General features: G+C 62.5%; 15 protein-coding genes, 1 tRNA gene and 3 rRNA genes (1 of these 19 running past the window's edge). 6 read left to right on the top strand and 13 right to left on the bottom strand.

Annotated features, from left to right (window positions below):
• Positions 1-4 precede the first annotated feature (4 nt).
• Positions 5-1,123 carry an ABC transporter permease gene (locus I6L32_RS08045; RefSeq protein ID WP_010672473.1) on the top strand — a complete coding sequence of 373 codons (1,119 nt, stop codon included), beginning with the start codon at positions 5-7 and terminating at the stop codon, positions 1,121-1,123.
• A 114-nt stretch (positions 1,124-1,237) separates the two neighbouring features.
• A complete protein-coding gene (locus I6L32_RS08040; protein WP_010672471.1) occupies positions 1,238-2,203 on the top strand; it encodes an ABC transporter permease in 966 nt (321 codons plus the stop codon).
• A 63-nt stretch (positions 2,204-2,266) separates the two neighbouring features.
• Here the strand turns inward: I6L32_RS08040 and I6L32_RS08035 are convergent, their stop codons facing one another.
• On the bottom strand, positions 2,267-3,172 hold the full coding sequence (locus I6L32_RS08035) for a LysR substrate-binding domain-containing protein (RefSeq protein WP_039039541.1): 906 nt from the start codon (positions 3,170-3,172) through the stop codon (positions 2,267-2,269).
• 118 nt (positions 3,173-3,290) lie between these two features.
• On the opposite strand from I6L32_RS08035, the gene I6L32_RS08030 reads away from it, so the two are divergent.
• The 3 genes from I6L32_RS08030 to I6L32_RS08020 all read left to right on the top strand — a co-directional run bounded on the left by I6L32_RS08030 (position 3,291) and on the right by I6L32_RS08020 (position 5,885).
• Positions 3,291-4,418 (top strand): S-(hydroxymethyl)glutathione dehydrogenase/class III alcohol dehydrogenase, encoded by a 1,128-nt coding sequence (locus I6L32_RS08030; protein ID WP_010672469.1) that lies wholly within the window; start codon positions 3,291-3,293, stop codon positions 4,416-4,418.
• Between the two features lie 48 nt (positions 4,419-4,466).
• Positions 4,467-5,315 carry an S-formylglutathione hydrolase gene (fghA, locus tag I6L32_RS08025; RefSeq protein ID WP_039039543.1) on the top strand — a complete coding sequence of 283 codons (849 nt, stop codon included), beginning with the start codon at positions 4,467-4,469 and terminating at the stop codon, positions 5,313-5,315.
• 63 nt (positions 5,316-5,378) lie between these two features.
• Complete coding sequence (locus I6L32_RS08020) at positions 5,379-5,885, top strand: DinB family protein (RefSeq protein WP_216944915.1); 507 nt, start codon at positions 5,379-5,381, stop codon at positions 5,883-5,885.
• A 72-nt stretch (positions 5,886-5,957) separates the two neighbouring features.
• Here I6L32_RS08020 and I6L32_RS08015 read toward each other — a convergent pair whose 3' ends face one another.
• Entirely contained in the window at positions 5,958-6,680 is a 723-nt protein-coding gene (locus I6L32_RS08015) for a DUF2807 domain-containing protein (RefSeq protein ID WP_045522461.1), read from the bottom strand.
• Positions 6,681-6,978: 298 nt separating this feature from the next.
• On the opposite strand from I6L32_RS08015, the gene ovoA reads away from it, so the two are divergent.
• Entirely contained in the window at positions 6,979-9,126 is a 2,148-nt protein-coding gene (gene ovoA, locus I6L32_RS08010; protein WP_216944914.1) for a 5-histidylcysteine sulfoxide synthase, read from the top strand.
• Positions 9,127-9,184: 58 nt separating this feature from the next.
• On the opposite strand, the gene I6L32_RS08005 is transcribed toward ovoA, so the two are convergent.
• The 11 genes from I6L32_RS08005 to I6L32_RS07955 all read right to left on the bottom strand — a co-directional run.
• Positions 9,185-10,156: a bile acid:sodium symporter family protein gene (locus tag I6L32_RS08005; RefSeq protein ID WP_216944913.1), complete on the bottom strand. Its 972-nt coding sequence runs from the start codon at positions 10,154-10,156 to the stop codon at positions 9,185-9,187.
• A gap of 273 nt (positions 10,157-10,429) precedes the next feature.
• Positions 10,430-11,875 carry an amino acid permease gene (locus I6L32_RS08000; RefSeq protein ID WP_216944912.1) on the bottom strand — a complete coding sequence of 482 codons (1,446 nt, stop codon included), beginning with the start codon at positions 11,873-11,875 and terminating at the stop codon, positions 10,430-10,432.
• Positions 11,876-12,041: 166 nt separating this feature from the next.
• Positions 12,042-12,380, bottom strand: a complete 339-nt coding sequence (locus I6L32_RS07995; protein WP_026080427.1) for a tRNA-binding protein — start codon at positions 12,378-12,380, stop codon at positions 12,042-12,044.
• A 62-nt stretch (positions 12,381-12,442) separates the two neighbouring features.
• The gene (locus tag I6L32_RS07990; RefSeq protein WP_216944911.1) at positions 12,443-13,888 is read right to left on the bottom strand and encodes an amino acid permease; all 1,446 of its coding nucleotides are present in this window, start codon (positions 13,886-13,888) and stop codon (positions 12,443-12,445) included.
• Positions 13,889-13,989: 101 nt separating this feature from the next.
• Entirely contained in the window at positions 13,990-14,445 is a 456-nt protein-coding gene (locus tag I6L32_RS07985; RefSeq protein ID WP_216944910.1) for a beta-galactosidase subunit beta, read from the bottom strand.
• On the bottom strand, positions 14,442-17,528 hold the full coding sequence (gene ebgA, locus I6L32_RS07980) for a beta-galactosidase subunit alpha (RefSeq protein ID WP_216944909.1): 3,087 nt from the start codon (positions 17,526-17,528) through the stop codon (positions 14,442-14,444). The genes I6L32_RS07985 and ebgA overlap by 4 nt, the downstream gene beginning before the upstream one ends.
• A 321-nt stretch (positions 17,529-17,849) precedes the next feature.
• Positions 17,850-18,815 (bottom strand): transcriptional regulator EbgR, encoded by a 966-nt coding sequence (gene ebgR / locus I6L32_RS07975; RefSeq protein WP_049637047.1) that lies wholly within the window; start codon positions 18,813-18,815, stop codon positions 17,850-17,852.
• 164 nt (positions 18,816-18,979) lie between these two features.
• Positions 18,980-19,094, bottom strand: a 5S ribosomal RNA gene (gene rrf / locus I6L32_RS07970).
• Positions 19,095-19,116: 22 nt separating this feature from the next.
• Positions 19,117-19,192 (bottom strand) — tRNA-Thr (locus I6L32_RS07965).
• 47 nt (positions 19,193-19,239) lie between these two features.
• A 5S ribosomal RNA gene (gene rrf, locus I6L32_RS07960) occupies positions 19,240-19,354 on the bottom strand.
• Positions 19,355-19,476: 122 nt separating this feature from the next.
• A 23S ribosomal RNA gene (locus tag I6L32_RS07955) occupies positions 19,477-20,590 on the bottom strand; it runs 1,775 nt beyond the window's last position.

Below are 20,590 nucleotides of genomic sequence, written 5' to 3'. Positions count from 1 at the left end.
ATTCATGAGCCAAGCACGTGTTCCTGCCTGGATATCCGTGGGCGTGCTGCCCGCAGTCAATATCCTGCTGGCCTTCCTGGTGTCGGCCATCCTGTTCTATTACCTCGACATCAGCCCCATCGAGGCAGCCGAAATCATGTGGTACGGCGCCTTCGGCACCGGCGAGGGGATAGGCTTCACCCTCTATTACGCCACCGGTTTCATCTTCACCGGTCTGGCGGTGGCGGTGGCCTTCCACGCCGGCCTGTTCAACATCGGCGGTGAAGGGCAGGCCTATATCGGCGGCCTCGGGGTCGGTCTGGTCTGTCTACTGCTCGGGGACGTGTTGCCGTTCGCCCTGCTGCTGCCGCTCGCCATCATCGCCGGCGGCCTGTTCGGCGCGGCCTGGGCCTTCATCCCGGCCTGGCTGCAAGCCAAGCGGGGCAGCCACATCGTCATCACCACCATCATGTTCAACTTCATCGCCGCCTCCCTGATGGCCTACCTCTTGGTCGACGTCTTCAAGCCGCCAGGATCCATGGCCACCGAGAGCAAGGTGTTCGCCGTGGCGAGCTGGCTGCCGAAGATGAGCGAGCTGGCGGCCGGTTTCGGCATCGCCATGCCCAACAGCCCCCTCAACATCAGCTTCTTCTGGGCGCTGATCTGTGCGGCCCTGGTGTGGGTCTTCATCTGGCATACCCGCTGGGGCTACGAGATCCGCTCCGTGGGCGCAAGCCAGAGTGCCTCCGCCTATGCGGGCATCTCCTACCCCAAGGTGGTGATCCTGGCCATGGTGATCTCCGGCATGCTGGCGGGCTTCTTCGCCCTCAACGTGCTGCAGGGTGAGCTGCACCAGATCAAGCTCAACTTCGTGGAAGGCTTCGGCTTCACCGGCATCGCGGTGGCCCTGATGGGCCGCAACCACCCGGTCGGCGTCATCATCGCCAGCCTGCTGTTCGGCTTCCTCTACCAGGGCGGCGCCGAGCTCAGCTTCGAGTTCGGGGTGGACCGCAACATCGTCGTGGTGCTGCAGGGTCTGGTGATCCTGTTCTGCGGCGCCCTGGAGCACATGCTGCGCCCACGCATCGAGCAGGCCTATCTGGCCTTTGCCAACCGCCCGGCCGCCCAAGTGAAAGGAGCCTGATCATGTTCGAAATGCTGATCCTGATGCTGGATGCCACCATCCGCACCGCACCGCCACTGATCCTGGCGGCCATGGATGACGGGGATGTTTTGCGAGCCGAAGGGAGTCCAAGCCATGTTTGAAATGCTGATCCTGATGCTGGACGCGACCATTCGTACCGCGCCTCCGCTCATCCTGGCGGCCATGGCCGGGATGTTTTGTGAACGCTCCGGGGTGGTCAACATCGCCCTGGAGGGCAAGCTGCTGGCCTCCGCCTTCGCCAGTGCGGCGGCCGCCGCCGTCACCGGTTCCGCCTGGATTGGGCTGGGGGTCGGGGTGGGGATCTCCATCCTGTTCGCACTGCTGCACGGCTTCGCCACCATCACCCACCGGGGTGATCAGGTGGTGAGCGGCATGGCCATCAACATCCTGGCGGCCGGTCTCACCGTGACCCTGGGGCGCTACTGGTTCGATCAGGGGGGCCAGACCCCGGCACTCTCCGGTGCGGCGCGCTTCGCCCCCATCGACCTGCCCTATGCCAAGGAGCTCTATGACGTGCCAGTCATCGGCCAGCTCTACAGCGAGCTCTTGAGCGGTCACTCCCTGCTGGAGTACGTGGCCTTCGCTGCCGTGCCCCTGGCCTGGTGGGTGCTGTTCCGCACCCGCTTCGGCCTGCGGCTGCGGGCGGTGGGCGAGGCACCGGCGGCGGTGGATACCGCCGGTATCTCCGTGGTGCGGATGCGCTACACCGCCCTCATCATCGGTGGCCTGCTGGCGGGGATCGGGGGCACCTATCTGGCGGTGGCCCAGACTGCCCAGTTCATCCCCAACATGAGCGCGGGCAAGGGCTTCATGGCGCTGGCGGCCCTGGTGTTCGGCAAGTGGCGCCCCTGGAACGCCATGGCGGCCTGTCTGCTGTTCGGCTTCCTCGACGCGGTCGCCATCCGGCTGCAAGGGGTCAGCATCGGCGATTTCCCGATCCCGGTGCAGGCCATCGAGGCGCTGCCCTACATCCTGACGGTCTTCCTGCTGGCCGGTTTCATCGGCAAGGCGGTGGCCCCCAAGGCCCTCGGCACCCCCTACGTCAAGGAGCGGGAATAGCCCCGCCCTTCATGCCATGCAAAAGGCCCGCACATGCGGGCCTTTTCTTTTTCGGGCGACGGCTCAGCCGATGGGCCGAACCAGGGCGGGTTGGTGGGGATCGCTGAGGCGCTCGGCCAGATAGTCCACCAGCAGCCGCACCTTGGGGGAGAGGTGGCGGTTGTGGGGATAGAGGGCCCAGATCCCCTCCTCGGGGGCCCGCAGCTCCGGCAGCAGCTCGATGAGCTCCCCCCGGGCGAGGTGGTCGCTCACGTAGTAGTCCGGCAGCTGGATGATGCCGATCCCCTTGATGGCCGCATCCAGCAGGGCGTGGCCGCTGTTGCACTGAAGCAGACCGCGTACCCGCACGCTGTGGGGTTTACCGTTCAGGGTGAAGTGCCACTCGTCCCCGTTGCCCACCAGGCAGGTGTGACGGGCCAGCTCCGAGAGACTGTTGGGCATGCCGTGGCGGGCGGTGTAGGCAGGGGAGGCGCACACATAGGGAACCCGCTGCGCCAGCTTGCGGGCCACCAGGGTCGAATCCTTGAGGTGGCCGAGGCGGATCGCCAGATCGAACCCCTCGTGCACCAGATCCAGCAACTGGTTGGTGAGGTTGAGGGTCACCTCCAGCTGGGGGAAGCGCACCATGAAGTCGTTCACCAGGGGGGCGATGCGGCTCTCGCCGTAGGAGACCGGGGCCGTGATGCGCAAGGAGCCCTGGGGCACCGCCTGATGGCGTCCCACCGCCAGCTCCGCCTCGTAGAGGTTGTCCAGCAACTGGCGGCAGTGACGAAAATAGATCTCCCCGAGTTCGGTGAGTCGCACCTGGCGGGTGGTGCGCAGCAGCAGCTTGGCCTGCAGCCTGTCTTCGAGCTGCGCCACCTGGCGGCTCACCTGGGCCACCGACACCCCGAGCTTGCGCGCGGCCGGGGTAAAGCCCCCCTGCTCCGCCACGCTGACAAATTCACAGACCCCTTCCCAGCCGAACATTATTACCTGTGTGTAAAAGTGATTTGATACTTAGCGTTATTATCACCAAATCGGCGGGAAACTACACTGGATCTCCGAACTCATTTCCGTTCATCCAACCACTACGAGGACGTCATTCATGGCACAGGTTCAGAGCATCAAGTGTAAAGCCGCCATCGCCTGGGGACCGGGTCAGCCCCTCTCCATCGAAGAGGTCGAGGTCATGCCGCCCCAGGCCGGCGAGGTGCGGGTGCGCATCGTCGCGACCGGCGTCTGCCACACCGATGCCTTCACCCTCTCCGGTGAAGATCCGGAAGGGGTCTTCCCCTGCATCCTGGGCCATGAAGGGGGCGGTATCGTCGAGTCCGTCGGCGAGGGCGTCACCAGCGTCAAGGTCGGCGATCACGTGATCCCGCTCTACACCCCCGAGTGCGGCGAGTGCAAGTTCTGCAAATCCGGCAAGACCAACCTGTGCCAGAAGATCCGCGCCACCCAGGGCAAGGGGCTGATGCCGGACGGCACCACCCGCTTCTCCAAGGACGGCCAGCCCATCTACCACTACATGGGCACCTCCACCTTCAGCGAATACACGGTGCTGCCCGAGATCTCCATCGCCAAGGTGGATCCGGCCGCCCCCCTGGAAGAGGTCTGCCTGCTGGGCTGCGGCGTCACCACCGGCATCGGCGCCGTGATGAACACCGCCAAGGTGAAAGAGGGTGAGAGCGTCGCCATCTTCGGGCTGGGGGGCATCGGCCTCTCCGCCATCATAGGCGCGCGCCTGGCCAAGGCCGGCCGCATCATCGCCATCGACATCAACGAGAGCAAATTCGAGCTGGCCCGCAAGCTGGGCGCCACCGACTGCATCAACCCGAACACGTTCGACAAGCCCATTCAGGAGGTGATCGTCGAGATGACCGACGGCGGCGTCGACTTCTCCTTCGAGTGCATCGGCAACGTCAAGGTGATGCGCGCGGCGCTGGAGTGCTGCCACAAGGGCTGGGGCGAATCCGTCATCATCGGCGTGGCCGGTGCGGGCCAGGAGATCAGCACCCGTCCGTTCCAGCTGGTCACCGGCCGGGTGTGGCGCGGCAGCGCCTTCGGCGGCGTGCGCGGTCGCAGCGAGCTGCCGAGCTATGTGCAGCGCTACATGCAGGGTGAGTTCAAGCTGGACGACTTCATCACCCACACCATGCCCCTCGAGCAGATCAACGAGGCGTTCGATCTGATGCACGAAGGCAAGAGCATCCGCACCGTCATCCACTACTGATCCCATGAGCGCCCCGCCCATCGCATGGGCGGGGCAAGGAGTCCTTACATGAATCTGGACATCATCAGCAGCAACAAGAGCTTCGGCGGCTGGCACAAGCAGTATCGCCACCGCTCCAATGTGCTGGGGTGCGAGATGCGCTTCGCCATCTACCTGCCGCCCCAGGCCCTCACCGGCCAGAAAGTGCCGGTGCTCTACTGGCTCTCCGGTCTCACCTGCACCGACGAGAACTTCATGCAAAAAGCCGGGGCCCAGCGCATCGCCGCCGAGCTCGGCATCGCTCTGGTAGCGCCGGACACCAGCCCCCGCGGTGAAGGGGTGGCGGACGATCCCGGCTATGACCTCGGCATGGGGGCGGGGTTCTACGTCAACGCCACCCAGACCCCCTGGCGGGATCACTACCAGATGTACGATTACGTCACCCGGGAGCTGCCCGAGCTCATCGAGACCCACTTCCCGGTCTCGACGAAGCGCGCCATCAGCGGCCACTCCATGGGGGGCCACGGCGCCCTCATCGCCGCCCTGCGCGAGCCGGGTCGCTACCGCTCGGTGTCGGCCTTCAGCCCCATCAGCCACCCGAGCCGCTGCCCCTGGGGCCAGAAGGCCCTCGGCGCCTACCTCGGCAACAACCCCCTGCTGTGGCAGGAGTGGGATGCCTGCCAGCTGCTGCGCCACCACGACAGCCCGCCCCTGCCGACCCTGGTGGACGTGGGGCTGGACGACCCCTTCCTGGCGGAGCAGCTCGGCATCGACACCCTGGCCGAAGTGGCCGCCACCCGGGCGTGGCCCCTGACGCTCAACCGCCATGCCGGCTACGACCACAGCTATTACTTCGTGGCGAGCTTCATCGAGGCGCACCTGCGCTTTCACGCCAACCACCTGGGCGAACCGGCCTGAGGCTGACCCGCTCGTGGCCGCCCCGTCAGCGGGCGGCCATTCACCCGGAAACAGGAGACAAGGATGCCTCTCTTCACCACATTGCTGGCCATGCCGGATCAGTTCGAGCGGCTGCTGGCACAGGTCCCCACCGACCACCTGGACTGGGAACCCGCCAACTGGGCCGGGATCCCCTCCGAGCGTTTCAGTGCCAGGGGGCACCTCTGCCACCTGCTGGACATCGAGGTGCTGGGCTATCAGGTGCGGTTTCGTCGCACCCTGGCAGAAAGCCTGCCGGAGCTCGCCTCCCTCGATGGCTATCAGCTGGCGCTGGACCATGATTACCCCCGACAGGATACCGCCGCGCAGCTCGACCGGTTTCGCACCGCCCGCCTGCAGACCGTCGAATGGCTGAAGACGGTGCCGTCCGACGCCTGGCAGCGCCGCGCCCGCTATGGCGGCTATGGGGAGGTGACCCTGGACGGTCTGGTGCGCCTGCTCGTCAGCCATGACCACCAGCACCTCGCCGGCATGCAGTGGCTGCTGATGCGCCTGAACGCCGATCTGGGCCTCGCACTCCCCCTCGAGTGAGGCGTCGTCCCACAGTGTCGCATCCTGCAAAAAAGGCCCCGAGGGGCCTTTTTCATTGTTGCGGTGATGGGATCAGCTCCCCAACCGGCTCACCTGACCCGAACCCGCGATCTCGCTGGTCAGCGCTGGGCTGCCCCAGTAGTTGACCGCACCGGCACCGGCGATCTCTATCTTGAGCCGCGACCGGGCCCGCACCTCGACCTCGCCACTGCCGGCGATGCTCACCTCGACCTCCTCGCTGGCGAGCCCGGCCCCCTTGACGCCACCGGCACCGGCGATGTTCAGCGCCATCACCCGGGCGGAGCCCTGCCCCAGATCCAGGTTGCCCAGCCCGGCGATGTTGCCCTCCAGCCGATCCAGCGTCAGCCCGCTGGCGACGATGTCCCCCGTGCCCGCCAGGGAGAGCACCAGATCATCCCCCTTGAAGTCGCGCAAGGCGCCGTTGCCAACCCCCGCCAGTGCCAACTCGTGCAGCGTCGGCAGGGTGATGGTGATCTCCAGCGGCTGGGTGGGGTCGAGCCGGTAGCCATCCTTGACCTCGATCTCCAGCTTCTCCCCCTGCTCGGTGAGCACCAGATAGGGCAGCAGATTGGCCTCCCCCTTGACCCTGAGGGTGTGGCTCTCTCCCGCCACCAGGTACAGGTTGGCGGGCACGCCCGCCAGCACCCGGGTCACCTCCCGCCCCAGGGGATGCTGCTGCTCCACCACGGCCCCCTCCCCGCGCACCTTGACGTCATCCTGCCAGCTGCATCCGGTCAGTCCCAGGGCCAGCACCACTCCCAGCATCCATTTCATCTCGCTACTCCTCGCTTCCTCTTTGCCACACGGCGCGGCAGGTGAGTGGCAATCAGCAAACCCTGTGCCATATGGCTAACATCATGATTTATTTATCCATTTCAATATTTCGAGGCTCGAAGGGTCCATAACAAAGAGTCATTCAGACCACAATCTGGTCAATCTGACCACACCCGAAGGGGGGTGTTGACCCATTTTTTTGGTTGCCGCCCCGGTTCGTTGAGCCAATAGTGATACCTGGTGCGTATAGAGCACTCCATCGCTGCTTCACCCGCCAGAATCAACAAGGAGTCAGAGCGTGACCCAAGCCAGCCACTCATTCGTCCATCCGGGCCTGCCTGCCCCCACCCGCACCCCGCTGCTGACCGGCGACGATCCCGACCACAAGCGCCGCGAGCTCCTCGCCTACTTCTGCCAGACCTTCGATCTCTACGACTCGCTGTTCGACTGCCTGGCCGACGAGCGGGCCTGGTTCAACAAGGCGATCCCCCTGCGCCACCCGCTCATCTTCTACTACGGCCATACCGCCGCCTTCTTCGTCAACAAGCTGCTGGCGGCCCGTCTCATCGAGAGTCGGCTCGACCCCCGCATCGAGGCCCTGGTCGCCATCGGGGTGGACGAGATGAGCTGGGACGATCTGGACGAAACCCACTACGACTGGCCCACTGTGGCCGAGCTGCGTGACTACCGCGGCCGGGTGCGGGATCTGGTGTGTCATTTCATCGAGCGGATGCCGATCGAGCTGCCCATCCATTGGCAGAGCCCGGCCTGGGTCATCCTGATGGGCATAGAGCACGAGCGCATCCACCTCGAGACCTCCAGCGTGCTGATCCGCCAGCTGCCCCTGGCCTGGGTGCGCAGCCAGCCCCAGTGGCCGGTCTGCCCCGAGGCGCGCCACGATCTCGCCGCCGTCCCCGTCAACACCCTGCTGCCGGTGGCCGGCGGCCAGGTGCGACTCGGCAAGCAGGATGCCACCTACGGCTGGGACAACGAATATGGCGAGCGCCACATCGAGCTGGCCCCCTTCCAGGCCAGCCGCATGCTGGTGAGCAACGCCGAATACCTGGCCTTCGTGCAGGCGGGCGGATATGAAGCGCCCGCCTGGTGGGACGACGAGGGCCGGGGCTGGCGCCAGTATGCCAACGCCCGCATGCCCACCTTCTGGGTCGGCGATCCCAATGAACCCGAGCAGTTGCAACTGCGGCTGATGACCGAGCAGGTCCCCATGCCCTGGGACTGGCCGGTGGAGGTGAACCAGCTGGAGGCCGCCGCCTTCTGCCGCTGGAAGGCGGATCAGACCGGCCTGCCCGTCCAGTTGCCAAGCGAGGGGGAGTGGATGCTGCTGCGGGAGCAACTGGCCGGCGATCAGCCGGACTGGATGGAGGCCCCCGGCAACATCAACCTGGCCCGCTTCGCCTCCTCCTGCCCGGTGGATGCCTGCCCCCAGGGCAGCTTCTTCGATCTGGTGGGCAACGTCTGGCAGTGGACCAGCACCGCCATCGACGGCTTCGAGGGGTTCAAGGTGCACCCCCTCTACGACGACTTCTCCACCCCCACCTTCGACGGCAAGCACACCCTCATCAAGGGCGGGAGCTGGATCAGCACCGGCAACGAGGCACTCAAATCCTCCCGCTACGCCTTCCGTCGCCACTTCTTCCAGCATGCGGGCTTCCGCTACCTGGTCTCACGCCATCAGGAGCCCATCATCGTGAACCCTTATGAAACCGACACCCTCGTCGCCCAGTATCTCGACTTCCAGTACGGTCCGAGCCACTTCGGGGTCGCCAACTACGCCGAGGCTCTGGCCGGTCTTGCCAGCGAGCTCTGCGGTCGCCATGAGCGGGCGCTGGATATCGGCTGCGCCACCGGCCGCGCCAGCTTCGAACTGGCGCGCCGCTTCGCCCACGTGGACGGGGTGGACTACTCGGCCCGCTTCATCGACGTGGCCCTGACCCTGGCAAGACAGGACAGCTTCCGCTATGCGGTGCCGGTGGAAGGGGATCTGGTGGAATATTGCGAGGCGCGCCTCTCCCGCCACGAGCTCGGTCGCGAGCAGAGCGAGCGGGTCCACTTCAGCCAGGGGGATGCCTGCAACCTCAAGCCCAAGTACGGCGACTACGATCTGGTGCTCGCCTCCAACCTCATCGACCGACTGCGGGAGCCCGCCCGCTTCCTGCGGGACATTGCGCCGCGCCTTCGCAGCGGCGGCCTGCTGGTGCTCACCAGCCCCTACACCTGGCTGACCGACTATACCCCCAAGGCCAACTGGCTCGGCGGCATCCGGGAAAACGGCGAGGCCCTCGGCACCTATCAGGCGCTGCAACGGCTGCTGGCGGAGGAGTTCGAGGAGCACATGCTCCCGAGGGACGTCCCCTTCGTCATCCGCGAGACCGCCCGCAAGTACCAGCACACGGTGGCTCAGCTCACCGTCTGGCGCAAACGCTGACGACGCGGCAAACGAAAGAGGGAGGCCCACTGGCCTCCCTCTTCTTTATCCGGACCGCTTACCCCTCCGGTACCTGGGGCAGGGCCTCCTGCTCGCGGTAGCGGCGGGCCAGCACGGCGCACACCATCAGCTGGATCTGGTGGAAGATCATCAGCGGCAGCACCATGACCCCGACGCTGGCGGCGGGGAACATGACGTTGGCCATGGGCACCCCGTTGGCCAGGCTCTTCTTGGAGCCGCAGAAGACGATGGTGATCTCGTCCGCCTTGTCGAAACCGAGGCGACGGCTGATCCAGACGTTCCACCCCAGCACCAGCGCCAGCAGCACGCAACTCAGCAGCACGATGCTGGCGAGATCGAACCAGCCGACCTGGTGCCAGATCCCCTGCACCACCGCCTCGCTGAAGGCCACATAGACCACCAGCAGAATGGAGCTCTGGTCCAGCTTGCCGATGAGCGGCCGGTGGCTGTCAACCCAGCGACCGATGAGCGGGCGCGACAGGTGGCCCACCACGAACGGCAACATCAGCTGCACCATGATGGCCTGAATGGAGTGCCAGGTATCGACCCCCTCCCCCTGCACATTGATCATCAGCCCTACCAACACCGGCGAGAGGAAGATGCCGAGGATGCTGGAGGCCGAGGCGCTGCACACCGCCGCCGACACATTGCCGCCCGCCATGGAGGTGAAGGCGATGGCCGACTGCACGGTGGCGGGCAGGGCGCACAGATACAAGAAGCCGAGATAGATGGCCGGGCTCAGCCACTGGGGCACCAGCGGCGTGAGCAAGAGCCCCAGCAGCGGGAAGAGCACGAAGGTGCTGGCCATCACCACCAGGTGCAGCCGCCAGTGGCCCAGGCCCGCCAGCAGGTTCTGGCGCGACAGCTTGGCACCATGCATGAAGAACAAGAGCGCCACCGCCAGCTTGGTCAACAGACCGAACCAGACGGCCACCTGCCCCTCGCAGGGGAAGAAGGAGGCCAGGGCCACCACGGCAATCAGCACAGAGGTAAAAGGATCCAGACGCACGGAGAGTCTCCAGAGAAAGCGCGTCCCGCACGGGATGGGGACGACAGGGCACGGGGAAGGCGTCATCAGACGGCGACCCCGGATACGAAGGGACAAGCTTACCCCGAACACCCTGTGGTGCAAAGTTGAGCGGCAGCCTCATTTGTTTCATTTTGTTAAACGATAACGCACATTCTCACAGCAAAACTAAACGAGTTTGCCCCTCCGGCCCCGGATCCGGCCAACAAAAAACGGGCGACCAAGGCCGCCCGTCTCCTGTTTGCCACATGCCGGTCAGCGCTGGCTGGCCAGGGGGCCGCTGCCCGCTTTCTTCTCATTGCCACCGAGCTTGCGGGCCTGCCGCTTCTCGAAGCGGGAGATCCACCAGTAGGCCAGCGCCGAGAAGACCGCGGTCATGAAGACGTTGATGAAGAAGGCGCGCACCAGATCCACCCCGGCCGGGAAGGCGGAGGCGCTCATGCTCACCACGAAGATGGCGATCAGCACCGACACCACCCCCATCCCGAAGGTGCGCGATCCCATGCGAAACTCGCGCGGGGTGTCGTCATGTTTCCAGCGGAACACGAAGTAGGCCACCATGATGAAGATCGGCGGCAACATGGCAGTCCCGGCGGTGAGATTGATGGCGGTGTTCATCATCTGCTGCACGGATTCCGAGCCGAAGCCGTTGACCACCAGCATCGCGAACACGAAGACAAACTGCCACCAGGCGGCGCGCACCGGCACCCCGTGCTCGTTGAGCTGGGTGGTCTTCTCGCCGTAAACCCCCTGCGGGATCTCGGAGAAGTGGATCTTCACCGGCGCCGAGGTCCACATCATCATGGAGCCGAACATGGCGATGAACAGCACCACGCCGACAAAGCGGCCCACCAGCGCCTCGGAGAGACCGAAGTACTGCGCCATGCCGGTGAAGATCTCCACCATGCCGCCGGCATAGGTGAGGCTCTCGCGCGGTACGAACACGTTCACCAACAGGGAACCGACCGCATACATGGCACCGATGACGATACCCGCACTGATGATCACCTTGATGAAGGACTTCTGGCCCCCCTTCACGTCATTGAGGTAGGCCGCCGCTGTCTCGGCACCGCCCGCCGCCTGGAAGATCCAGCACATGATGCCGAGGGTCGCCCAGTTGACGGTGGGAGTCATCGCCTCCAGCGTGATGGGCTGGGCCGGCACATGATCGCCACCGAGGGCCATCAGGGCACCCAGCACATAGATGGCGAACAGGGCAAACACCCCGTAGGCCACGATCTCCGCAATCTTGCCGAGCCAGCTCGCCCCCTTGGTGGAGATATGGGTCGCCGCCGCAAACAGCACGATGGAGATGACCGAGGTGACCATGGGCGAGAAGCTGTACTCATAGCCCAGCATGGCGTAGGAGGCGTAGGCGATGACGTTGGGCAGCAGGGAGACGAACCAGAACAGGTTCACGAACCAGTAGAGAAACGAGCCCAGATAGGCCATCCGGGTGCCGAGCGGTTTTTTCAGCCAGTCGTACATCCCCGACTCGGAGTTTTTGTTGGCCGAGACGAACTCGGCGATGATGAAGACAAACGGGATGAAGTAGACGATGGTCGCCAGCAGGAAGATGGGGGCGGAGCTGAGCCCCAGCTCGATGTTGTTGTTGACGATGTTGCGCACGTTGAACACGGCGGCAAAGGTCATCGACAACAGGGCAAACTTGCCTATGGTGCCGCGTACGGATTCAGACATGGTGTCCTCCAATGGACTCGCGCTCCCTGCGGGGAGCGCTGTGACTCAGTGATGTGTTCGGCAAGGGTCTGTCGGCCCCGCGCGTTACTCTCTTGTTATGATCGGCCCGCGTGGACGACCTCGTTGGTGAACCGGTGCCGTCTCCCGCACCGGCTCGCAATACCCGTCAGACGATGGGGGTGCCCGGCGCCATCGGCACCCGCGGTTGCAACAGCACGCTCTGGCTCTCGTCCGGGGTCTCGGCGCACAGCAACATGCACTCGGAACGCTCGCCGCGCATCCTGGTGGGTTTCAAGTTGGTCAGTACCACCACCTCGCTGCCCATCAGCTCCTCTTCGCTGTAGTAAGGCACCAGACTGGTGACGGTCTGCAGCGGCCGCTCGCCACCCACGTCGATCTGGACGATGTAGAGTTTGTCGGCCCCGGGGTGACGCACCACCTCCAGCACCTTGCCCACCTTCATCTCGACCCTTTTGAATTCGGCAAACTCGATCGTCTCGCTCATGCTCTTTTCCTTTTCTGGTTCAACGGTTTGCGGGTGGCCAACGGCCACCCGGTTTGATGGGGTCATGACGGCTGGATGACGACCTGCGCCGCTGGCTCGGCCTCTTTCGCGCGCGCTTCGGCGCTGAGGGAGGCCTCGTATCGGTTGTATTTCCACCAGGCGAAGCCGAGGAAGATCACGATCCCGCCGACGTTGTAGAAGACGATGGTCATGATGTCGGCGCCGGTCGGGAAGGTGGAGGCGAGGAAACCCACCGAGAAGAGGACGATCAGCACCGATACCACGGCGATGCCGGTGGAGCGCGAGCCCATCTTGAAATCCCTCGGCAGGTGGTCGAGCTTCAGGCGCAGATTGAGGTAGGCCAGCATGATGAACAGCGGCGGCAGCATGGAAGCGGCAGCGGTCATGTTGATGACGGTGTTCATCAGATCCTGAGCGGTGTTGGAGCCCAGAGTCGGGATCACCATCAGCGGCAGCACGATGAGGTACTGGATCCAGGCTGCGCGGGCGGGCACGCCGTTCTCGTTCAGCTCGACCGTCTTCTTGCCGAAGATGCCGGCCGGGATTTCGGAGAAGAAGATCTTCACCGGGGTCGCCGTCCACATCAGCAGGGAGCCGAACATGGCGGTGAAGGAGACCAGACCGACGAAGCGGTTCATCAGGATCTCTGGCAAGCCGAAGTAGGCAGCCAGCCCCTCGAACACCTGCACCGAGCCGCCAGTGTATTTCAGGGTGTCGCTGTGGACGAACACGTTGATCAGCAGCGAGGCGATGGAGTAGAGCACCCCGATAAAGATCCCGGCGACGATGATCACCTTCACGAAGGATTTGGAGCCCCCTTTCACGTCATTGACGTAGACAGCCACCGACTCGGCGCCACCGGCCGCCATAAAGATCCAGGTCGTAATACCCAGGAAGGCCCAGCTGAAATCGGGGATCATGGCCTCTACCGTGATGGGGTCAGCCGGTTGCACGCCGCCCACCAGTGCCGCACCCGCCAGCAGAATGTAGGAGAGGGTCAGCAGCAGCATCAGGGACGAGGTCACCGAGGTGATGGGGCCGAGCATCTTGGCGCCGTTGGTGGAGACGTAGGTGGCAAAGGCAAACAGCACCATGCTCAATGCCGTGGTCGCCACCGGAGTGAGAATGTACTCGTAGCCGAGAAAGGCATAGGAGGCGTAGGCGATGACCCGCGGCAGCAGCGAGGTAAAGAAGAAGAGGTTCACGAACCAGTAGGTGTAGGCGGAGATGAAGGCCCAGCGACCGCCGAGGGAGCTCTTCACCCAGGCATACACCCCCGCTTCGGAGTTTTTGTTCAGTGACACGAACTCCGCAATGATGAGGCAAAACGGAATGAAGTAGAAAATGGTGGCCAGAAAGAACATCGGGGCCGAGGCCAGACCGATCTCGATGTTGTTGTTGATGACGTTGTTGAAGCTGAATACCGCCGCGAAGGTGAGCGACAGCAGACCAAACTTGCCTATCGTATTGCGTTTGGAATCAGACATGGTGCATCTCCAGACCTGTAGTTATCTCGCGAAGGGGCGGGGCATGATGTGTAGGGTGAGCCCCGCCCTTCCGGCTTTGTCAGTGCAGAACCGGCGGCTTGTTATTTGTTTTTGAAGTAGCCGCCTTCGACGGTGACCTTGATGATCAGCTTGCGCACCGGTGCATCACCAACAAACCGGTAAGCCTCGTCGTTCTCGAAGATCACCACCTGCCCGTTGCCGACTTTCTGGCGCTCACGCACCTCACCGGCCAGCCACTCGCGGTCTGTGGTGTCGTCATAGCCCTGCTCGACCCGCAGATCCGACTTGGCAGCACACTCCACCGTCTCTGCCCCTTCCAGGTAGTAGTGAACGTCGAAGTAGCGGCGCTGCCCCTCGAACAGGGAGGTGGCCGGGCTGACCCCCTCCTGCAAGCGGTAGGTGAGGGAGTCACCGATGGAGTGGCAGATGCCTGGCTTGAGGTTGGCCAGGTTGTTGATGGCCTCCACGCAGCGGCCCCACTTCTTGCCCTCCCGGTAGATGTTTTTGAACAGGGTCAGGTTGTCCAGGGTGATCATGCGAGGTTCCTCCCGCCGTTGATGGTGAGATCGAGCCCGGCCAGCGCAGCCGGATTGAGGTTGCCACGGGCGATGGGCAGCAGGGTCAGGCCGAAGCTGAATGGCTCGAAGCGCACCCGCCAGGAGTCCAGCACCTCGGAGCCCCAGGAGTTGGAGCCGAGCCCCAGTACCTTGTGATCCAGGTTGAGAGTGAGATAGCCACTCGGTTCCAGCTCGTTGATGTGCTGCGCCGCGTGGATATGCTCCCAGCTGTAGGGCCAGATGCTCAGGTTGATGGGGGCATCGGGCCGCACGTAGAGACCGGCGCCGTGGCGGTTGGTCAGGGTCGCCCAGCGCACCTGCTGGCGGTTGCCGTTGTCCTGTGGGAAGGGGTAGTGCTCCCACATCTCGCCGACTGTGCTGTTGAAGCTGTCGATCCAGTTGCTCTGGCGGCTGTCCTGATAGTTTTCGCCCGGCCCCATGCCGTAGTAGTGCACCCGGTCGAGATCCTGACGAATACCCAGCTCGAAGCCGATCTTGGGGATGATGTCGTCATAACCGCCGTAGGGCTGACCGGACAGCGCTACATGCAGCTGACCGTTCGGGCTCAGGGTGTAGACGTAGCGGCAGCGCATGCCGAAGTCGAACACCGGCGGCGCGATCAGGCTCTCGACCGTCACCTCGACCGCCTCGCCCAGCTGGCGCCAGCTTAAGGTGCGGAAGTGCTCCTGCATGATCTGCAGGTGGTTCGGGTGCCACAGGCTCTCGTACTCCTGCTTGTGGTTGTCGATCATCGGCTTGAAGAAGGTGAGGCGTGGGGCTCGCTCGATGAGCTCGATACCATCCTGCTGCCAGCTCACCAGCTTGCCGTCGAGGCGTGAGAAGCGCAGGGCGAAGCCGCTGCCGCTCAAGGTCAGCGCGAGCCGCTCGTCGGCAATCTGCAATGCCGTAGCATTGGGATTGGCAAAGGGCTGCAACTGACGAGTCGACTCTTTCAGCTGGAACTGGTACTGACCCAGCTCATGCTCCGCCGCGCTGTAGCGGGTAGCGGTGGCCTTGATGACCCGCAGCTGGACGAAGGTTTCCCGCCCGTCGAGGGATGGCAGTTCGAGCTGCAACTCTGTGGTGGCACCGGGGGCCACCCCTTCCAGCCGGATTTGCTGGCTGGCCAGCAGCTCTCCTTCCGCCTTCACCTCGATCAACAGGCGGATATCGTCGAGAGTGGAGAACCAGTAGCGGTTTTCCACCGCCAGCTTGCCGCTCGCCAAATCCAGCGCGCGCACCTTGACCGGGCAGATCACCTGCTTGTATTCCCGCAGGCCCGGCCCCGGGGTCTGATCCGGATAGATGAGGCCATCCATGCAGAAGTTGTAGTTGTTGGGGTAGTCGCCGTAGTCGCCGCCGTATTTGTAAACGGGGCGGCCCTGCTCGTCCTGATCCAGAATGCCGTGATCGCACCACTCCCAGATGTAGTGGCCCTGAATGTGGGGATGACGGTCGAACACCTGCTGGTATTCGCTCAGGCCACCCGGGCCGTTGCCCATGGCATGGGCGTATTCGCAGAGGATGCGCGGCTTCGCCATCGGGAACTCGCCGAAGCAGTTCATCTGGGAGACGCGGGAATACATGGTACTCACCACATCTACCACCTCGGCATCGCGATCCTCTTCGTAGTGCACCAGCCGGGTCGGGTCGATCCCCTTGCAGCGCTGGTACATGGCTCTGATGTTGCAGCCGTAGCCGGACTCGTTGCCGAGCGACCAGATGATGATTGAGGGGTGGTTCTTCTGGGCGTGCACGTGGCGCTCGATGCGATCCACGAACACCGGCTCCCAGAAGGGATCGTCAGTGATGCGGCTGAGATCGCCGACGTTGGCAAAACCGTGGGTCTCCACGTCGGTCTCTGCCATCACGAACAGGCCGTACTGGTCGCACAGCTCGTAGAAACGCGGGTCGTTCGGGTAGTGAGCGGTGCGCACCGAGTTGAGGTTGTGCTGCTTCATCAGCACGATATCGCGCTCCACCCGATCCATGCCGACCGCACGGCTCTTGAGGTGGTCGTTGTCGTGGCGGTTCACCCCGTGCAGCTTGAGGTAGTGGCCGTTGACGTAGAAGAGGCCATCCTTGACGGTGATTTCACGCACCCCGACCCGCTGCGGGATCACTTCCAGCAGCTCGCCCTGACCGTTGTAGAGGGAGAGTTGCAGCTGGTAGAGGTAAGGGTCTTCGGCACTCCACAGATGGGGGTTGGCCAGATCCAGCGTGAAACGGCAATCACACTTGCCGTCGATGGCGAGATGGTCGAGCGAGCCGCTGGCGATCTCGCTGCCCTGATCCAGCAGCGACCAGACCAGACGGTGATCACGGGCTGGCGCACCAAGATTTTCCAGCTGGATATCGCAGCTCAGGGTGGCGCTCTGGCCGGCAATCTGATTGCCATCGGCCAGCGCGGTGCGGATAAAGAAGTCCTGCACATGGGCGGCCGGTTTGCCCACCAGGTAGACGTCGCGGAAAATCCCCGCCATCCACCACATGTCCTGATCTTCGATATAGGTGGAGTCGGCCCACTGCATCACCCGCACTGACAGCAGGTTTTCGCCAACCTTGGCGTAGGCGCTGATATCGAACTCGGCGGTGAGGCGGCTCCCCTTGCTGAAGCCGACATAGTGGCCGTTTACATAGACCTCGAAGTAGGTCTCCACCCCGTCAAACTTGATGATCACCTGCTCGCCGTCCCAGGCCGGGCTCAGCGTGAAGCTGCGCTGATAGGCGCCGGTGGGGTTGTTGGTCGGCACGAAGGGCACATCGATGGGGAAAGGAAAACCTTCGTCGGTGTACTGCAGATTGCCATGCCCTTCCATCTGCCACATGTTGGGCACGGTGATCTGGCCCCACTCGTTCATGGGGCTGTGATAGAAGGCCTCCGGCACCTGCAGAGGATGGTCGAAGTAGTGGAACTGCCACTGGCCGCTCAGGCTCAGAAAACGGCGGCTCAGCTCGCGCTGCATGGTGGCCGCCAGCCCGTGATCGGCATAAGAGAAGAAGTAGGCGCGCGGAGCCAGCCTGTTTTCACCAATGAATTGGACGTTTTCCCAGTTATTCACATGTCCTCCCGGAACAAGGCAACGTTAACTGGGTAAACTCTAGATAAATATTTACTAAATATCAGTTTTGAATAGGTAAAGTTTTAACCTGATCACAGTGAGCGGATGGTTTTGTGAGCGAGATCAGAAGCGGGAGACAAAGGAGGGCAAGGTATAGATGAGTGGCATGGATGTTGATGATAGCTGGCTGAATAGCAGTAAAATCAACTATAAAACAATGTGATGTGACGTCATTGGATGATATGGCAAAGCAGTGTACTTGGGAGGAGTGTCGCACCACCGCAAGATGGTGCGACTAAAATGCAGGGTATTTTACTAAAATCAGCGCGTGGTGCCACGCAGGGTCAACTTGCTCGGTACCAGCACCCGGAGTGGAATATCACGCTCGTCACGCAGCCGTTCGACCAGCAAATTGACCCCCTGGGAGCCCATCAACTCGGAGTGGATCCGCACCGTTGAGAGCGGCGGGAAGGTGAACTTGGCAGTCGGAATATCGTTGACGCTGATAAGCTCGATCTGCTGGGGAATCGCCAGTCCCTTCTCGTGGATGGCACGCAGCACACCGATGGCGATGGAGTCGGAGGCGACAAACAGCGCCCTGGGCCAGTCACCGGCCAGCATCTCCTTCGCCAGCTTGTAGCCGGAAGCGCTGGAGAAGTCTCCGCGATAGAGGTCGCTCTCCTGTACCACGCCAAGCCGCTGGCCATAATCCCGGAAAGCCAGTTCCCGCAGATCCGGGCCATCATCCTGGCCACCGATATAGCCGATGCGCTGATGGCCCTCGGCGATGAAGAAGTCCACTACCTGCTGGCTGATGAGTGCCAAATCAACGTCAATCGAGTCAAAATCCCCCTGAGAGCGGCAATCCACGAACACCAGCTGGGCAGACAGGCCGCGCAGCACGGCCAGCCGTTCTTCCGGCAGATGGCCGATGACCAGGATGCCATCGACGGCAGAGAGCTCACGCCCCTCGGCACCGTTGTAGCAGTGGGCCAGCTCGATGTTGAGGCGGGTGCACTGGGTCTCGATGCCGTAGCGGATGGCGAGGTAATAGGGATCGTTGACCTCGGTGCTCTGGGGATAGGCGTAGACAGCCAGGAGCTGCAGCTTGCTCTTGTGCACCCCTTTGCGGGCGCTGCTGGTCTTGTACTCCAGCCGCTCGGCAATCTCGAAGATCTTCTGCCTGGTCTCGTCCTTGACGCTCAGGTTGGGATCCTCGTTCAGCACACGGGATACGGTAGCAAGCGATACCCCCGCCTCCTGTGCAATTTCCTTCAACGTAGCCATCAATACCTCGCAGGCAGCATCACGTGTTCATCGGGCAACGGCTAAAGAGTAACGAGCAATCCCTTGATAGCCCAGCATTTTTACTGAAATAGAAGCAGGGAATTGCGGCGGGAGGACAGAAATGCAAAAAGGCCTCCCGCATGGGAGGCCTCTTCTGAATAGGTGCCTGACAGTGTCCTACTCTCGCATGGCGAATGCCACACTACCATCGGCGCTACCGCGTTTCACTTCTGAGTTCGGCATGGGATCAGGTGGTTCCACGGCGCTATTGCCGTCAGGCAAAAGCTGTACTGCTTGAAAATGGTGCTGATACCCAGAATCGAACTGGGGACCTCATCCTTACCAAGGATGCGCTCTACCGACTGAGCCATATCAGCACACTAACCGGTAAAGACCACGCTCAATGCGTAATCTAAAATTGGGTGCCTGGCAGTGTCCTACTCTCGCATGGCGAATGCCACACTACCATCGGCGCTACAGCGTTTCACTTCTGAGTTCGGCATGGGGTCAGGTGGTTCCACTGCGCTATTGCCGCCAGGCAAATTCTTCAATCTCGGAAAGCTGACGTGAATAACGACTTTGCTAGCTGCTTGTCATTATCACTGAATTTGAGTAGTTCGTTCTATTTGCTACAAGCCTTAGAACACTTCTTGGGTGTTGTATGGTTAAGCCTCACGGGTAATTAGTATGGGTTAGCTCAACGTATCGCTACGCTTACACACCCCACCTATCAACGTTGTGGTCTCCAACGGCCCTTTAGGACCCTCAAGGGGTCAGGGATGACTCATCTCAGGGCTCGCTTCCCGCTTAGATGCTTTCAGCGGTTATCGATTCCGAACTTAGCTACCGGGCAGTGCCACTGGCGTGACAACCCGAACACCAGAGGTTCGTTCACTCCGGTCCTCTCGTACTAGGAGCAACTCCCTTCAATCATCCAACGCCCACGGCAGATAGGGACCGAACTGTCTCACGACGTTCTGAACCCAGCTCGCGTACCACTTTAAATGGCGAACAGCCATACCCTTGGGACCGACTTCAGCCCCAGGATGTGATGAGCCGACATCGAGGTGCCAAACACCGCCGTCGATATGAACTCTTGGGCGGTATCAGCCTGTTATCCCCGGAGTACCTTTTATCCGTTGAGCGATGGCCCTTCCATTCAGAACCACCGGATCACTATGACCTACTTTCGTACCTGCTCGACCTGTCCGTCTCGCAGTTAAGCTGGCTTATGCCATTGCACTAACCTCCTGATGTCCGACCAGGATTAGCCAACCTTCGTGCTCCTCCGTTACTCTTTGGGAGGAGACCGCCCCAGTCAAACTACCCACCAGGCACTGTCCGCGAGCCCGATTCAGGGCCCTGCGTTAGAACATCAAACATACAAGGGTGGTATTTCAAGGACGGCTCCAGCGCAACTGGCGTCACGCCTTCAAAGCCTCCCACCTATCCTACACATGTAGGTTCAATGTTCAGTGCCAAGCTGTAGTAAAGGTTCACGGGGTCTTTCCGTCTAGCCGCGGGTACACCGCATCTTCACGGCGAATTCGATTTCACTGAGTCTCGGGTGGAGACAGCATGGCCATGGTTACACCATTCGTGCAGGTCGGAACTTACCCGACAAGGAATTTCGCTACCTTAGGACCGTTATAGTTACGGCCGCCGTTTACCGGGGCTTCGATCAAGAGCTTCGCTTGCGCTAACCCCATCAATTAACCTTCCGGCACCGGGCAGGTGTCACACCCTATACGTCCACTTTCGTGTTTGCAGAGTGC

The sequence above is a fragment of the Aeromonas sp. FDAARGOS 1402 genome, from assembly GCF_019046925.1.
Classification (GTDB): Bacteria; Pseudomonadota; Gammaproteobacteria; order Enterobacterales; family Aeromonadaceae; genus Aeromonas; species Aeromonas caviae.
The sequence above is the reverse complement of the archived record's forward strand: the minus strand, read 5'-3'. Positions and strand labels throughout refer to the sequence as shown.

Coding starts and splice junctions, on each gene's coding strand:
- I6L32_RS08045 (WP_010672473.1), top strand. CDS start 5: ATGAGCCAAGCACGTGTTCCTGCCTGGATATCCGTGGGCGTGCTGCCC.
- I6L32_RS08040 (WP_010672471.1), top strand. CDS start 1,238: ATGTTTGAAATGCTGATCCTGATGCTGGACGCGACCATTCGTACCGCG.
- I6L32_RS08035 (WP_039039541.1), bottom strand. CDS start 3,172: ATGTTCGGCTGGGAAGGGGTCTGTGAATTTGTCAGCGTGGCGGAGCAG.
- I6L32_RS08030 (WP_010672469.1), top strand. CDS start 3,291: ATGGCACAGGTTCAGAGCATCAAGTGTAAAGCCGCCATCGCCTGGGGA.
- fghA (WP_039039543.1), top strand. CDS start 4,467: ATGAATCTGGACATCATCAGCAGCAACAAGAGCTTCGGCGGCTGGCAC.
- I6L32_RS08020 (WP_216944915.1), top strand. CDS start 5,379: ATGCCTCTCTTCACCACATTGCTGGCCATGCCGGATCAGTTCGAGCGG.
- I6L32_RS08015 (WP_045522461.1), bottom strand. CDS start 6,680: ATGAAATGGATGCTGGGAGTGGTGCTGGCCCTGGGACTGACCGGATGC.
- I6L32_RS08000 (WP_216944912.1), bottom strand. CDS start 11,875: ATGTCTGAATCCGTACGCGGCACCATAGGCAAGTTTGCCCTGTTGTCG.
- I6L32_RS07995 (WP_026080427.1), bottom strand. CDS start 12,380: ATGAGCGAGACGATCGAGTTTGCCGAATTCAAAAGGGTCGAGATGAAG.
- I6L32_RS07990 (WP_216944911.1), bottom strand. CDS start 13,888: ATGTCTGATTCCAAACGCAATACGATAGGCAAGTTTGGTCTGCTGTCG.
- I6L32_RS07985 (WP_216944910.1), bottom strand. CDS start 14,445: ATGATCACCCTGGACAACCTGACCCTGTTCAAAAACATCTACCGGGAG.
- ebgR (WP_049637047.1), bottom strand. CDS start 18,815: ATGGCTACGTTGAAGGAAATTGCACAGGAGGCGGGGGTATCGCTTGCT.